The sequence below is a fragment of the Actinomyces sp. genome (assembly GCF_030524025.1).
Lineage (GTDB): Bacteria > Actinomycetota > Actinomycetes > Actinomycetales > Actinomycetaceae > Actinomyces.
The window spans coordinates 14,258-29,730 of record NZ_JAUNHI010000028.1 but is presented as its reverse complement, the minus strand read 5'-3'; the positions used below and the strand labels follow the sequence as shown (position 1 = coordinate 29,730).

The following is a 15,473-nucleotide window of genomic DNA, read 5'->3' as shown; positions in this document are numbered from 1 at the left end:
TCGGCGTGCCAGATGTCCCGATCTCGGGGTGTCATATGTCCCGATCTCGCGAGAGAGGAGGGAGGCTTGGGGCAGGGGCCTTGTCGGCACCGTGTTCCTGGCCGACGCCGTCTGCTACCGCCTTACCGACCAGTGACTCACAGCCTCATCACAGGCGGGGGACGTGGTGGGCACAGAAACACGGTGGAGTCTTGTCTCAGTTGCCAGGGCATGGTCCCGGCGGGCTGGGAAACCCCCGTCGTCGGATCGTCGCCCTGGCTTCTTGTTGTTCCCGGGCCCCTGACCCCGGGCGTGATGCTCGCCACCCTGAGCCCGCGGGAATACCTCTGCCACCCCCGAGGTTGAGTGCATCAGACTCAAGGTTGTGGTGCGCGAAGTTGACAAGGCTCCGCTCAACCACAATCCTGAGTGACAACCACTCAACGTCAGAACGAGGCTCCTCCGGGGCCAGCAAGGAGCACAGCACATGGCACGCGCCGTCGGTATCGACCTCGGTACCACCAACTCCGCCATCTCCGTCCTTGAGGGCGGGGAGCCCACGATCATCCCCAACGCCGAGGGCGGCCGCACGACCCCGTCGGTCGTCGCCTTCTCCAAGTCCGGCGATGTCCTGGTCGGTGAGGTCGCCAAGCGCCAGGCGGTCACGAACGTCGATCGCACGATCTCCTCGGTCAAGCGCCACATGGGTACCGACTGGACCGTCGAGATCGACGGCAAGACCTACACCCCCCAGGAGATCAGCGCCCGGATCCTGGCCAAGCTGAAGACCGACGCCGAGGCTTACCTCGGTGAGCCGGTCACCAACGCCGTCATCACCGTCCCGGCCTACTTCAACGACGCCGAGCGCCAGGCCACCAAGGAGGCCGGCACGATCGCAGGCCTGACGGTCGACCGCATCGTCAACGAGCCCACCGCGGCCGCCCTGGCCTACGGCCTGGACAAGGGCAAGGAGGACGAGCTCATCCTCGTGTTCGACCTGGGCGGCGGCACCTTCGACGTCTCCCTGCTCGAGGTCGGCAAGGACGAGGACGGCTTCTCCACCATCCAGGTCCGCGCCACCAACGGCGACAACCGCCTGGGCGGCGACGACTGGGACGCGCGGATCGTCGACTGGCTCGTCAAGCAGGTCAAGGACAAGAACGGCGTCGACCTGTCCAAGGACAAGATCGCCATGCAGCGTCTGCGCGACGCCGCCGAGCAGGCCAAGAAGGAGTTGTCCAGCGCCACGAGCACGGACATCAACCTCCAGTACCTGTCGATGAGCGAGGCCGGCCCCATCCACCTCGACGAGCGCCTCACCCGCGCCCAGTTCGAGGAGATGACCGCCGACCTGCTCGAGCGCACGAAGCTGCCCTTCCGCAACGTCATCAAGGACGCCGGCGTCCAGGTCTCCGACATCGACCACGTCGTCCTCGTCGGCGGCTCGACCCGCATGCCCGCGGTGTCGGCGGTCGTGCGCGAGCTGACCGGCAAGGAGCCCAACAAGGGCGTCAACCCCGACGAGGTCGTCGCCATCGGTGCGGCCCTCCAGGCCGGCGTCATCCAGGGCGACCGCACCGACGTCCTGCTCATCGACGTCACCCCCCTGTCCCTGGGCATCGAGACCAAGGGCGGGGTGATGACCAAGCTCATCGAGCGCAACACGGCCATTCCGACCAAGCGCTCCGAGGTCTTCTCCACCGCCGAGGACAACCAGCCCTCCGTGCTCATCCAGGTCTACCAGGGCGAGCGCGAGTTCGCCCGCGACAACAAGCCGCTGGGCACCTTCGAGCTGACCGGCATCGCCCCGGCCCCCCGCGGCGTGCCCCAGATCGAGGTCTCCTTCGACATCGACGCCAACGGCATCGTGCACGTCTCGGCCAAGGACCGCGGGACCGGCAAGGAGCAGTCGATGACCATCTCCGGCGGCTCCGCGCTGCCCAAGGAGGACATCGACCGCATGGTCAAGGAGGCCGAGGCCCACGCGGCCGAGGACAAGAAGCGTCGCGAGGAGGCCGAGACCCGCAACATGGCCGAGCAGCAGGCCTACTCGGTGTCCAAGCTCCTCAAGGACAACAAGGACAAGCTGCCCGAGTCGGTGAGCACGGAGGTCGGCGCCGCCGTCGACGAGCTGAAGAAGGCGCTGGAGGGCACCGACATCGAGGCCGTCAAGTCCGCCCAGGACAAGCTCAACGACGTCGCCTCCAAGATCGGTGAGGCGCTGTACTCCCAGGAGCAGCAGACCGCCGGCGCTCAGGCCGAGGCGGAGGGCTCGTCTGACTCGGCCTCGCAGGACGAGGACATCGTCGACGCCGAGATCGTCGACGACGAGGACTCCAAGTGAGTGCCGACAAGGGCGCTGCCTCCCCGGAGGAGCCGGTCGACCCCGAGCTGGCCGAGGCGGTCGACTCCGCTTTCGACGGCGTCGTGCTCGACGAGTCCGGTGAGGTCCTCGACGGAGGGGACGGCCTGGCCCCGGCCACGGAGATCGACCGGTTCCGCGCCGAGACCGACCGGCTCCAGGACGAGGCGGCCCGGACCGCCGAGGACCTCGCCCGGGCCCGTGCCGACCTGTACAACCTCCAGCAGGAGTACCAGGGCTTCGTGCGGCGCTCGCGCGACGCGGCCGCTGGCCACCGGGAGGCAGGCCAGGCGGCCGTCGTCGAGGCCCTCATCCCGGTCCTCGACGAGATCGCCCTGGCCGACGAGCACGGCGACCTGACCGGTCCCTTCGCCACGACGGCGGGCAAGCTCGAGCAGGTCCTGGCCGACAGGTTCGGCCTCGAGCGCTTCGGTGCGGTGGGCGAGGCCTTCGACCCCACCGTCCACGAGGCGCTTATGGCCACCGAGTCGGACGAGGTGAGCGAGCCCAGCATCATGCTCGTGCTCCAGCCCGGCTACCGGCTGGGCGAGCGGGTCCTGCGCGCCGCCCGCGTCCAGGTGGCCAACCCGGCCTGACGCGCCGGCCCGGGGCCCTGCGCCGGCAGGGCCCCGGGAGCCCTGCCGAGCCCCTGGACCCCAGGCCCGGAAGCACCGGGCCCACCCGGGACCCCGGGCCCACCCGAACCGACCGGCTCCGGCCGGTGGGGGCGCGTCGAGGACGCGCCCCCACCGGCCGAGGACAAGGAGACATCATCACGACCACCATCACGAGGAGGAGGTGACCATGGCCAGCCAGGACTGGATGACCAAGGACTTCTACGCCGTCCTCGGCGTCGCCAAGGACGCCGACCCCGCTGCCATCAAGAAGGCGTACCGCACGCTCGCCAAGAAGTACCACCCGGACCGCAACCCCGACGACGCCGCGGCCGCCGAGAAGTTCAAGGAGATCGGCGAGGCCTACGCGGTGCTCTCCGACGAGGAGGAGCGCAAGCAGTACGACGCCATCCGCTCGATGGCCGGCGGAGGCGCGCGCTTCACCTCCGGCGGCGCGGGCGGCGGAGCCGGCTTCGAGGACATCTTCTCGACGATGTTCGGCGGCCAGACGGGCTCGTCCCGTCCCGATCTCGACATCGACGAGCTGCTGCGCCAGTTCGGCGCCACCGGCCAGACGGGCTACTCCACTGGGCGGCGGGGCCGCAGCCCCTTCGGCTTCGGTTTCGGCTCCCAGCCCGAGCCGGTCAAGGGCCCCGACGTCCTGACCAGTGCCACCCTGTCGCTGCGCGACGCCGTGGCCGGCACGACCGTCGAGCTGATCGCCGACGGGCGGACGATGAAGGTGCGCATCCCCGCGGGCGTGCACACCGGTCAGAAGATCCGCCTGCGCGGCAAGGGCCGCCCGGGCACCGCGGGCGGGGACAACGGCGACATGGTCGTGACCATCACCGTCGCCAAGCACCCGGTGTACTCCATCGACGGCGTCAACCTGCGCATGGACCTGCCGGTCACCCTGGCCGAGGCCGCCCTCGGCGCCACCGTCGAGGTGCCGCTACTCGACGGGACCTCGACGAAGGTGCGCATCAAGGCCGGTACCCAGTCCGGCACCGTCCTGCGCGTGCGCGGCAAGGGCGTGGTCACCTCCAAGAAGACCGGCGACCTCCTCGTCACCGTTCAGGTGGCCGTGCCCAGGAAGCTGTCGAAGGAGGCCAAGGAGGCGCTGAGCGCCTTCGACGCGGCGATGAACGGCAACGACCCGCGGGCCGGGCTCGCCGACGAGGCGGCGCAGTGAGAGCCCGACGGCGGACCGGCCAGGGCGTGGACTTCCTCGCCCAGGACGCCCACGACCGGCCGGTCTACGTCATCTCGGTGGCGGCCGAGCTCGCCGGCATGCACCCCCAGACGCTGCGCCAGTACGACCGGCTCGGGCTGGTCGTCCCGGCGCGCACCGCCGGGAGGGGCCGGCGGTACTCCCACCGGGACGTCGAGCGGCTGCGCCGGATCCAGGACCTCAGCCACGAGGGCATCAACCTCGAGGGCATCCACCGGATCCTCAGCCTGGAGCGGCGCCTTGAGGAGCTCGAGGGGGAGAACCGTGCCCTGCGCGCCCGACAGGCGGCGGTCGCGCGCGTCTTCGCCGCCGCCGCCGACGGCGAGGTCCAGGTGGTCTCGGGCCGCGGCCCCCGGCCGGCCCGCCGGGAGCGCGCCGAGACCGCCCCGCAGGGGCGCCCGGGCACCGGCCTCATCCTGCGCCGGGGCTGGTGAGCCGGTCCCGTCTGGAACGCGTGGGCGTCCGGCGGTGAGGACCTGTAGTCTTCGACCGTCCCAACCATGAAGGAACCTCTGAGATGACGCAGCCACAGAACCCCGGACAGCCCTACATCCCGCCGGCCTCGGCGGCCTCGGCCCCGGGCGCCTACTCCCAGCCCTACATCCAGCAGGTGCCCTACACGGGAGCCCAGCAGCCGGGCTTCCAGCAGCCGGCCTACGACCCCAACGCGGCCCCGCAGGCGGTGCCCCAGCAGTACGCCCAGTCGCAGGACTCCTTTTTCTCCAGCCTCTTCTCGGCCACCCGCTCCTTCGCGGCGAGGTACGGCCAGATCATCATGATCGTCGGCGCGGTGGCCTACGTCTTCAGCTGGCTCTACAGCGCCTATCAGGCGGGCGACACCTACGGCCTGGACGACTACAACTTCGGCCAGTTCCTGTCCAACCTGTTCCTCGAGGCGCCGATGGTCTGCGTCAACGTCTTCATCCTGCGCCTGGTCGTCGAGATCGCCAGCAGGATCGGCGCCCCGAAGACCGACGCGACGCTCTGAGCCGAGGCACGATGGCGGGCTACGAGGACCAGGACGGCGGCCCCCGCTACGGCCAGCGCCTCAGCCCCGAGGAGCTCGCCGCCTACCTGCGTGAGCAGGACCGCGAGCAGGCGGAGGCCGCAGGCGCCCGCGGCGCCCACCGTGCGGGCCGCGTCGAGGGCGGCACGCACGGCGGTGACGGCGGCACGCAGCGCGGCGGCGGTGAGGTCGGCGCGCAGGACGGGGCTCGTTCTCCGGCAGCGGAGCGGGGCGCGCCGGACGGCGACCCCTACGCCCGCCGCCCCGTGCCGGCCGCCGCGCCCGTCCCCGGCACGGACCGCGCCGCACGGCCCGCCCGCCGGGGCAGGCGCCGGTGGGCGACGCTCGTCGTCGGGCTCGTCCTCCTGCTCGTCGTCCCGGGGATCATGACGATCTCAGCGGTCGTCATGGTCCTGGACGGGTCCTTGTCGGCGGGTGCGGTCCTGGCCGAGGACGGCACCGTCTACCTGGAGAAGGGGACGACCTCCGCCCTCTACAGCGCCGGCGTCGGCTCCTCGACGCAGTCCTGCACGGTCACAGGCCCCGACGGCACCGAGCTGGCCATGGACAAGGCGGTCGAGGGTGCCTCGTACGTGTCCTTCACCGCCTCCCAGACCGGGAACCACACGGTGTCCTGCCCGCAGGGCACGGCCGATGTCGTCGTCGGCCCGCCGATGAACCTGTCCCGGCTGCCCCTGGCCAGCATCCTCGTCGTCACGGCGGCCTTCATCGGCCTGGTCGGGCTCGTCGTCACGGTCATCGGGATCATCCGGATGCGCCGCTGACGCCCCCCGGCCCGCCGGGCAGAGCTGGCGACGACGCCGACCCGCCCCGATCCCGCACGGTCCTGACCCCAGGCGGCCGCCGGGCCCTCGGGCGACGACGACGGACCGGCCTCAGGGCCGCAGCGTGCGCCAGGCGAACTCGTGCCTCAGCGCACTCATCCAGGCGCGCTGGGCGTTCGTCGAGGCCGCGCCGTGCCCTCCCTCGGAGTTCTCGAAGTAGGTGACCGGCTGGCCCAGCGCCTCCAACCGGTGTGCCATCGTGCGGGCGTGCGCGGGGTGGACCCTGTCATCGCGGGTGGAGGTCACCAGGAGCGTCGGCGGGTAGCGCTGGCCGCGCTCCAGGAGGTGGAACGGTGAGAAGGTGCGGATGAGCGCCCACTGCTCCGGGTCGTCCGGGTCCCCGTACTCGGCCTCCCAGGAGGCCCCGGCGAGCAGGTGGGTGTAGCGGCTCATGTCGAGCAGCGGCACCTCGCACAGGACCGCCCCGACGAGCTCGGGGTAGGTGGTCAGCATGTTCCCCACGAGCAGGCCGCCGTTGGAGCCGCCGTGGACGGCGAGCCCCGAGCGGGTCGTCACCCCGCGGTCGACCAGCGCCCGGGCCACCGCGGCGAAGTCCTCGTAGACCCGGTGCCTGCCCTCCTTGAGGCCGGCGCGGTGCCAGGCGGGGCCGTACTCCCCGCCGCCGCGCGTGTTGGCGATGACGTAGGTGCCGCCGCGCTCCAGCCACGCCTTGCCGGTCACCGGCAGGTAGCCCACACCCAAGGGCACCTCGAAACCGCCGTACCCGTAGAGGATCGTCGGGGCGGGAACCGTCCGCCCCTGGGCGTCTCGGGACGGGCGGCCGACCTGGAAGTAGGGCACCCGGGTGCCGTCCGCGGAGACGGCGACGTGCTGGGTGGCCTCGATGCCGCGGGCGTCGAAGCGCTCGGGCGTGCGGCGGAGCACCTCGACCCCGCCCAGGGCGCCCTCGGCGTCGAGGACGCCCACGGCCAGTGTCGTGGGGCGGGTGAAAGACGAGCAGGTCAGCCACATGCGGTCATCGACGCGGGCGTCGACCGCCGAGGCCGACACCTCCAGCAAAGGGCGTCCCGGACGCAGGAGCGTCGGGTCGAACAGGCCGGCGGCGGTGTCGGCGTCGGTCGTGGCGCCCTCGGTCTCCTGCCCGCCCGCGTCGTCGTCCCACTTCTGGGTCAGCGGGCGCAGGTCGAGCGGGCGGCGGGACCAGCCCGGCGACGAGGCGGCGGGCGTGAGGACCTCGAGGACCGTCACGCAGTCGTCGAGGATCGTGAGCACGAGGTGGTGCGCGGTGGTCGCCCAGCCGATGAGGCTCGCGCTCGGGGTCGGGAGGAAGAGCACCTCCATCGCACGCGATCCGGCCAGGAACGCCTCGAGGTCGATGGCCAGCAGCGAGCCGGCGGGGTAGGTGGTGCCCGCGCCGTCGCCTTCGGGAGCCCAGTCCTCGCGCAGGCTGATGAGCAGCTGGTCCCAGGCGCCGAAGGCCTGTGCCGAGGCGGGCACGTCGATGTGCACCGCGCCGGGTGCGGCCACCGTCACCGGAGAGGCCAGGCAGTCCGCGCAGCGGGAGACGGGCAGCGTCGGGGCGCCGTCGGGCAGGAGCCACAGCTCCTCGGTGTGGAAGTCGGGGTGTGTCAGCAGCCATGTGCGCCCCCAGCGGTCTCGGTGCGCCCAGGCGACGTCGTCCCCCGGCGCGGCGGTCAGGAGGATCTCGGCCTCCTCGGGTGCGGCGCCCCGGCGCAGGCGGCGCACCTGCCGGGGGTAGCCGGCCGGGGACAGCGACCCGGGGCCCACCTCGGCGACCGACAGGACCATGTCTCCCTCGTCGTCGGCCCAGGACAGCGAGCCCTTGGACGCCTCACGGATGAAGCCGCCCTCGGCGGCCGGGACGAACCGGCGCTCCTCGAGGTCGAACTCGCGGGTGATGTCGGTGTCCGAACCGCCTTCGGACAGCTCGACCAGCGCGCGGCGGCCCGCCAGCGCCCCGGTGCGCAGCACCTGCGCCCCGTGCCACACCCAGGCGACGCCCTCGGCGGCACCCAGCGCGTCGAGGTCGAGCAGCTCCTCCCACTGGGTGGAGCCGCCGGCATCCGGGGAGCCGGCGCGATAGGACTCCCAGGCCGTGCGCCGCCACAGGCCCCGCGGGTGCTCGGCGTCGGTCCACAGGTTGTACAGCAGCCCGGCGGTCTGCCCGACGGCAGGGATCCGGTCGGGGGAGTCCATGATCTCCTCGAGGGCCGCCCGGGTGGACTCGAAGGACTCCTGCCCCTCGTAGGCGGCGCGCGTGCGGGCGTTGTGCTCCTCGACCCAGGCCAGGGCGCGCTCGCCGGTGATCTCGTCGAGCCAGGCGGGAACGGCGGGCAGGCCGGGGTCGTCAGTGGGTCGAGGTGCCGCGTCTGCGGGCGCGGTCGGCGGGTCGGCCTGCGGATCGAGCGCTGGGTCTGCCGGCGGGTCGGTGCGGGGGTCCGAGGTGGTCATGGTCGGCATTGTGCCCGTGTGGGCCGGCCTGGCCTCGAGGCGGGCGGGACGTCGCGTTCGTAGCTTGTGTGTCCGGGTCGCACGATCAAGGTCCGGTCTGGAGGCAGAAGGTACGAACTCGGCGGGGTGGCGCGGGCGACGAAGGGCCCCCGCACCACCGGTGGTGCGGGGGCCCCGACCTGCGATCGCAAGACCGCGGAGGCCCTTCAGCTCTCAGGCGTTGCCGAGCTTGTCGTCAGCGGCGTCCCGAGCGGCGTCGACCTGGGAGTCGAACTTGCCTCCGGTCACCTTCTTGGCAGCGTCGGCAGCCTTGTCCAGGACCGTGTCCGAGACGGACTCGACCTTCTCAGAGCTAAGGGCCTGCTCGGCCTTGTTCTTCAGGTCATCAAGTCCCATGATGGCCTCCTTTCCTCGGGGTGCTCGGTACCGGGCGGCACCGGCCTGCTCCGATCATCACATCCACAACGGCGCCCTGTCGCGCCCGCCCGCCTCCGATCAGGTGTTTTCGGGCCGACGGCGAACAGCCCCGGGCCTTGTCGTGGGCCGGTGCCCGCTGAGGCCAGGGTCGGCTGAGGACCTCAGCCCGACCGGCGAGCACCGTGCGCCGGCGCCCGCTCAGGCCAGGGACTCGATGATGGCGTCGGTCAGGGCGGCGCTGTCCTCCTGCGACTCGGTGAGCGCGGAGATCTGGGCGTAGCGGGAGTCAGGGGCAGGGGCCGCCATGACGGTTCCGTACCCGGTTGTTCCTGAGCCCTGGGCGGTGTAGGACACGACCGTCGCCTGGCCCTGAGCAGTGTCGACCACCTCGGTGCCGGTCACCGTCCCGCCGAGGTCGGTGACCGTGGCCGTGAGCGAGTGCTCGTCGGGCGTTCCGGCGTTGACGGGGGCGACGTGGAGCGTGCCGACCGAGCCCTGGGAGGGGGCCGGGTCTCGGGAAGGTTACAGGGTGGACGGGCGTATGGCTCACGGGAAGATCTCCCCGCATGACCCTCGCTAGATGATTGATCCCCAGGGGCTGGCGGTTGTGGGCGGTTGGTAGCCGCCTGGTGAGGGGCTTCGACGGGGCCGATCCGTGAGATCGGGACATATGTCCCGATCTCGGCGAGGGGGCGGGCAGTGAGGGTCTGGGCGGGGGTGGCCGGGTCGATGGCCGGAGCCGGGACGGGGTGCCGGGCCCTTCGGGCGCGAAGGTCGACGCGCAGGGCGACGTGTCATGCGACACACTCAAGCGCGCCGAAAGTTGAGCGGAATAGACTCAATGTTCAGGGGGTTGGACAGGGTGGACAGTCCGGGCTGGCGCTGGCCGCACCGAGCCCTTCGGGCTTTTCAAGACTTTTCGAGCCTTTCGAGACACCCATGAGCAAGGAGGTCCTTGATGGACACCAACTACACGACCCGCTCCCAGGAGGCGATCAGCGGCGCCATCCAGGCGGCCGCGGCTGCCGGCAACCCCCAGGTCGACACTGCCCACCTCCTGTCCGAGCTCCTCGGCCAGACCGACGGGGTGGCCCTCGGGCTGCTCTCCGCCGTGGCCTCTGAGCCCGCGGTGACGACCGCCATCGGCGCGGCCACCCGTCGCGTCCTCACCCAGCTGCCGACCAGCTCGGGCTCCTCGGTCAGCCAGCCCCAGCCCTCGCGCACCCTCCTGGCCGCGCTCGAGGCGGCCGACAAGGAGGCCAAGGGGATGGGCGATGAGTACATCTCCACGGAGCACCTGCTCATCGGCCTGGCCTCGGGGGACCCGTCCGTGGACCCGGTCTCCCGGATCCTGGCGGAGCACGGCGCCACCGCGGCGGCCCTGCGGGAGGCCCTGCCCTCCGTGCGCGGCTCGGGACGCGTCACCTCGCCCAACCCGGAGGGCACCTACCAGGCGCTGTCCAAGTACGGCACCGACCTGACCGAGGCGGCGCGCGAGGGCAAGCTCGACCCGGTGATCGGCCGCGACTCCGAGATCCGTCGAGTCGTCCAGGTCCTCAGCCGCCGGACGAAGAACAACCCGGTCCTCATCGGCGAGCCCGGCGTGGGCAAGACCGCGGTCGTTGAGGGCCTGGCCCAGCGCATCGTGGCCGGCGACGTCCCGGAGTCGCTGCGCGGCAAGCGGCTCATCGCCCTCGACCTGGCCGGCATGGTGGCGGGCGCGAAGTACCGCGGCGAGTTCGAGGAGCGCCTCAAGGCAGTGCTCAAGGAGATCAAGGACTCCGACGGCGAGGTCGTCACCTTCATCGACGAGCTCCACACCGTTGTCGGCGCGGGGGCCGGATCCGAGGGCGCGATGGACGCGGGCAACATGCTCAAGCCCATGCTCGCCCGCGGTGAGCTGCGGCTGGTGGGGGCCACGACCCTGGACGAGTACCGCGAGCGCATCGAGAAGGACCCCGCCCTGGAGCGCCGGTTCCAGCAGGTGTTCGTCGGCGAGCCCTCCGTGGCCGACACGGTGGCCATCTTGCGCGGCATCGCCCCGAAGTACGAGGCGCACCACCAGGTGACCATCTCCGACGGCGCCCTCGTGGCCGCCGCAGCCCTGTCCGACCGGTACATCACCGGCCGCCAGCTGCCCGACAAGGCCATCGACCTCGTCGACGAGGCGGCCTCGCGCCTGCGCATGGAGCTGGACTCCAGCCCCGTCGAGATCGATGAGCTGCGCCGCCGCGTGGACCGCATGCGCATGGAGGAGGCCTACCTGGCCGACTCCCTGGGGGACGAGGCCGCCGACCCGGCGGCCGCCGAGCGCCTCGAGCGCCTGCGTGCCGAGCTGGCCGACGCCTCGGAGCGCCTGACCGCGCTCAACGCCCGGTGGGAGGCCGAGAAGGCCGGGCACAACAAGGTCGGTGAGCTGCGCGCCGCTCTCGACGAGCTGCGCACCAAGGCCGACCTGGCCGAGCGTGAGGGCCGCTTCGAGGAGGCCGGGCGCCTGCGCTACGGCGAGATGCCCGCCCTCGAGGCGCAGATCCGTGACGCCGAGCTCGCCCAGGCCGAGGCCGACGCCGCGGTCGTGGGTCCTGACGGCCAGCAGCGTCCCGGCGCCTCCGAGCCGATGATCGCCGAGAAGGTCGGCCCGACCGAGATCGCCGAGGTCATCTCCTCGTGGACGGGCATCCCCGTCGGCAAGCTCCTGGCCGGCGAGCAGCGCAAGCTCCTGGAGATGGAGGGCGAGCTGGCCACCCGGCTCATCGGGCAGAAGGCGGCAGTGGCTGCCGTGGCTGACGCGGTGCGCCGCTCGCGGGCCGGGGTCTCCGACCCCGACCGCCCCACGGGCTCCTTCCTCTTCCTGGGCCCCACCGGGGTGGGCAAGACCGAGCTGGCCAAGGCCCTGGCCGACTTCCTCTTCGACGACGAGCGCGCCATCGTGCGCATCGACATGAGTGAGTACTCCGAGAAGCACTCGGTGGCCCGGCTCGTGGGCGCTCCTCCCGGCTACGTGGGCTACGAGGAGGGCGGGCAACTGACCGAGGCCGTGCGTCGCCGCCCCTATTCGGTCGTGCTGCTCGACGAGGTGGAGAAGGCCCACCCCGAGGTCTTCGACATCCTCCTGCAGGTCCTCGACGACGGCCGCCTCACCGACGGTCAGGGCCGGACGGTCGACTTCCGCAACGTCATCCTCGTGCTCACCTCGAACCTGGGCAGCCAGTACCTCATCGACCCGGTGCTGAGCCCCGATGAGAAGCGCGAGGCCGTCATGACGGCGGTGCGCCAGTCCTTCAAGCCCGAGTTCCTCAACCGCCTCGACGACACCCTCGTCTTCGACCCCCTGACCAGGGACGAGCTGGGCAGGATCGTCGACATCCAGCTCGCCAAGATGGCCGAGCGCCTGGCCGACCGGCGCCTGAGCCTGACGGTCACCGACGAGGCCCGCTCCTGGTTGGCCGACGAGGGCTACGACCCCGCCTACGGCGCCCGGCCGCTGCGGCGCCTGGTCCAGCGGGAGATCGGGGACCGGCTGGCGCGCATGCTCCTGGCGGGGGAGGTTCTCGACGGCCAGGAGGTCGTGGTTGACGTCAGCCCCGAGGGCGTCCTCGCCGGTCTCGCGCTCGCGGCACGGGGCGATGCCTGGGCCCCCTCGGCCTCCTCGCCCGGGCTCTGAGGGGCGCGGGCCTGCCGATGGGCGCTGCCACCACCACCACCACCACCACGCCCTCGGTCACCGGGGCACAGGCGCTGAGGGTTGTCGTCGCGACCTTCCAGCGGCCTGCCGGGGCATGACCACAGTGCCACCCATATGAGAAACATCACTTTCAGGGTGGTCGAGGTGTGGTCCGAGGCTCGCCGGGGTGCGCGAGTGGTGAGGTCCCCATGCCCAGGGCGCACGGACGGCGCCGGAAGGTGAGGACGACCGCCGTGGCGCCGCAGCGGTGGCCTGGTGGCCGGTGGGGCGCCGCGCCGGGGATGCACGAAGCCCCGCACCGTGAACGGTGCGGGGCTTCGCATCGGACTCGGGGGCGCGGTCCCTGAATCGCGGCATCCCCGAACGCCTTCGCAGTCATCAGGGTCCCTGATCCCCTCGTGCGTCGTGCGTTCCGACGGGAGACATCATAAGCACCCCCGGCGCAAGAATTCCATCCCGGGATCCGCGGAATTACGCGGATCCCGTGTTACGGCTCGGTTGCGATTGCGACGGAGTGCCGCTATAAGGCCCCGATTCTCACAGGGGGCTCACAGGTGGGCCACCTCGGACCGCGAGGGAGCCCTGGGGGTGGGTCGGGCTCCGCCCAGCCCGCCCGGACGGGGACGTGGGAGGATCGGCCCATGGACCGCACAGAAGGTGTAAGCGCGGAGGCGAGGGCCGAGGAGACGGTTCGCACGACGAGGAGGACGCAGTCTCCTGCCCTGGCGGCCGGTCCTTCCCCGGGTGCCGCGGGCGAGGCGCACGACCCCGCCATCGCGTTCCACTCCGCCTACGACCAGGGTTTTGCGCGTGTCGCCGCCGTCACCCTGCCCGTCGTGCCGGGTGACCCCGCGGCCAATGCCGCGGCCGTCATCGCCCAGGCGCGGGCCCTGTCCAGTGACGGAGTGTGCCTGGCGGCCTTCCCCGAGCTGTGCCTGACCGGTTACGCCATCGACGACCTCCTGCTCAACGATGTCCTGCTCACCGAGGTCCTGGCGGCCATCGAGCAGGTCCGCGCCGCCTCGGCCGGGGTCCTGCCGCTGCTCGTCCTCGGGGCGCCGCTGCGGCTGGGCAACCGCCTGTACAACAGCGCCGTGGTCATCCAGGGCGGGCGGGTGCGCGGCGTCGTGCCCAAGTCCTACCCGCCGACCTACCGGGAGTTCTACGAGGCGCGCCACTTCGCCGCGGGCCCCGGGGCCCCCTCGGCGGGCATCCGCCTGCGCGGCGTGGGCGGGTCGGATGACGGCGACGACGGGGCGTCCGATGGCGTGGAGGTCCCCTTCGGCGCCGACCTGCTGTTCGAGGTCGAGGACGTGGCGGGACTGACCGTCAGCGTCGAGGTCTGCGAGGACATGTGGGTGCCCGTGCCCCCCTCGAGCCTGGCGGCCCTCAACGGAGCCACCGTCCAGGTCAACATCTCCGGCTCACCGATCACGGTGGGGCGGGCCGATGACCGCATGCTTCTGGCCCGCGCCTCCTCGGCGCGCAACCTCTCGGCCTATCTCTACGCGGCCGCCGGGCAGGGCGAGTCGACCACCGACCTGTCCTGGGACGGGCAGACCTTCGTCTACGAGAACGGCGAGCTGCTGGGCAGCACCGAGAGGTTCCCCGACGGGCCGCGGGCCACCGTCGTCGACGTCGATGTCGAGGGGCTCCTGGCCGAGCGGCTGCGCCAGGGCACCTTCGAGGACAACCGCCGGTTGCTGGCGGGCGGCTCCGAGGCGCACCCGGCGCACTGGAGCGTGAGCATCGGGCGCGGGGAGCTGACCGTCCCGCGCACGGACATCGGCCTGCGGCGCACGGTCGACCGCTTCCCCTTCGTCCCCGACGACCCCGCACGCCTGGCCCAGGACTGCTACGAGGCCTACAACATCCAGGTCGCCGGGCTCGTCCAGCGGATGCGGGCCATCGGCAACCCCGTGGTCGTCATCGGCGTGTCCGGCGGGCTGGACTCGACGCACGCCCTCATCGTTGCGGCCCGCGCCATGGACCGCCTCGGGCGGCCCCGCACCGACATCCACGCCATCACCATGCCCGGCTTCGCGACGAGCGAGACGACCAAGCACAACGCGCTGGCCCTGGCCACCGCCCTGGGCTGCCGGGTCGAGGAGCTCGACATCCGCCCGACGGCCACGACGATGCTCACCGAGATGGGCCACCCCTACGGGCGCGGCGAGCGCGGTCGGGACGTCTATGACGTCACCTTCGAGAACGTCCAGGCCGGCCTACGGACCGACTTCCTGTTCCGCATCGCCAACGCGCGCGGCGGGATCGTCCTGGGCACCGGCGACCTGTCCGAGCTGGCCCTGGGCTGGTGCACCTTCGGGGTGGGCGACCAGATGTCGCACTACAACGTCAACGGCGGCCTGCCCAAGACCCTCATCCAGCACCTCATCCGCTGGGTGGCGGCCGAGGGCCTGTTCCCCCCGGAGGCCTCCCGGGTCCTGGAGGCGGTGCTCGACACCGAGATCAGCCCCGAGCTCGTCCCGGCCTCCGACGCCGAGCCCATCCAGTCCACCCAGGCGCGGATCGGTCCCTACGCCCTCCAGGACTTCACGCTGTGGCACATGCTGCGTCGCGGCTCGCGGCCCAGCCGCATCGCCTTCCTGGCGCACAAGGCCTGGTCGGACGCCTCGGTGGGGCAGTGGCCCGAGGGCCTGCCGGAATCCGAGCGGGTGGCCTACACCCTGGCTGAGATCCGCGCCTGGGAGCTGGTGTTCCTCCGCCGCTTCTTCGCCAACCAGTTCAAGCGCTCGACCCTGCCCAACGGCCCCAAGGTGGTCGCCGGCGGCTCGCTGTCCCCCCGGGGCGACTGGCGCATGCCCTCGGACGCCGGCGCGGCCGCCTGGGTCGCAGAGCTCGAGCGCAACGTCCCGCCGGCCTGAGCCGCACCGCCCCGCA

The 15,473-nt window shown here is 71.9% G+C and carries 11 protein-coding genes; 8 read left to right on the top strand and 3 right to left on the bottom strand.

Annotation, left to right across the window (positions count from 1 at the left end; all coding sequences use genetic code 11):
- The first annotated feature begins 466 nt into the window (after positions 1–466).
- From dnaK to Q4C85_RS09750, 6 genes are all read left to right on the top strand, one after another.
- The gene (dnaK, locus tag Q4C85_RS09775) at positions 467–2,323 is read left to right on the top strand and encodes a molecular chaperone DnaK (RefSeq protein WP_303141657.1); all 1,857 of its coding nucleotides are present in this window, start codon (positions 467–469) and stop codon (positions 2,321–2,323) included.
- Positions 2,320–2,937 (top strand): nucleotide exchange factor GrpE, encoded by a 618-nt coding sequence (gene grpE / locus Q4C85_RS09770; RefSeq protein ID WP_303141655.1) that lies wholly within the window; start codon positions 2,320–2,322, stop codon positions 2,935–2,937. Before dnaK ends, grpE begins: the two co-directional genes overlap by 4 nt.
- Before the next feature lie 208 nt (positions 2,938–3,145).
- Positions 3,146–4,147, top strand: coding sequence for a J domain-containing protein (locus Q4C85_RS09765; RefSeq protein WP_303141653.1), 1,002 nt, complete (start codon positions 3,146–3,148; stop codon positions 4,145–4,147).
- Positions 4,144–4,620 (top strand): heat shock protein transcriptional repressor HspR, encoded by a 477-nt coding sequence (locus Q4C85_RS09760; RefSeq protein ID WP_303141651.1) that lies wholly within the window; start codon positions 4,144–4,146, stop codon positions 4,618–4,620. The genes Q4C85_RS09765 and Q4C85_RS09760 overlap by 4 nt, the downstream gene beginning before the upstream one ends.
- An 83-nt stretch (positions 4,621–4,703) precedes the next feature.
- Positions 4,704–5,174, top strand: coding sequence for a hypothetical protein (locus Q4C85_RS09755; protein WP_303141649.1), 471 nt, complete (start codon positions 4,704–4,706; stop codon positions 5,172–5,174).
- Between the two features lie 11 nt (positions 5,175–5,185).
- A complete protein-coding gene (locus Q4C85_RS09750; protein ID WP_303141646.1) occupies positions 5,186–5,977 on the top strand; it encodes a hypothetical protein in 792 nt (263 codons plus the stop codon).
- A gap of 111 nt (positions 5,978–6,088) precedes the next feature.
- Here the strand turns inward: Q4C85_RS09750 and Q4C85_RS09745 are convergent, their stop codons facing one another.
- From Q4C85_RS09745 to Q4C85_RS09735, 3 genes are all read right to left on the bottom strand, one after another.
- Entirely contained in the window at positions 6,089–8,470 is a 2,382-nt protein-coding gene (locus Q4C85_RS09745; RefSeq protein ID WP_303141644.1) for a prolyl oligopeptidase family protein, read from the bottom strand.
- Positions 8,471–8,683: 213 nt separating this feature from the next.
- Positions 8,684–8,866 carry an Rv0909 family putative TA system antitoxin gene (locus Q4C85_RS09740; protein WP_303141642.1) on the bottom strand — a complete coding sequence of 61 codons (183 nt, stop codon included), beginning with the start codon at positions 8,864–8,866 and terminating at the stop codon, positions 8,684–8,686.
- A 219-nt stretch (positions 8,867–9,085) separates the two neighbouring features.
- Positions 9,086–9,289 (bottom strand): hypothetical protein, encoded by a 204-nt coding sequence (locus Q4C85_RS09735; RefSeq protein WP_303141640.1) that lies wholly within the window; start codon positions 9,287–9,289, stop codon positions 9,086–9,088.
- A 556-nt stretch (positions 9,290–9,845) separates the two neighbouring features.
- On the opposite strand from Q4C85_RS09735, the gene Q4C85_RS09730 reads away from it, so the two are divergent.
- Entirely contained in the window at positions 9,846–12,551 is a 2,706-nt protein-coding gene (locus tag Q4C85_RS09730) for an ATP-dependent Clp protease ATP-binding subunit (RefSeq protein ID WP_303141639.1), read from the top strand.
- Positions 12,552–13,213: 662 nt separating this feature from the next.
- A complete protein-coding gene (locus Q4C85_RS09725; RefSeq protein WP_303141638.1) occupies positions 13,214–15,457 on the top strand; it encodes an NAD(+) synthase in 2,244 nt (747 codons plus the stop codon).
- The last annotated feature ends 16 nt before the right edge of the window (positions 15,458–15,473 follow it).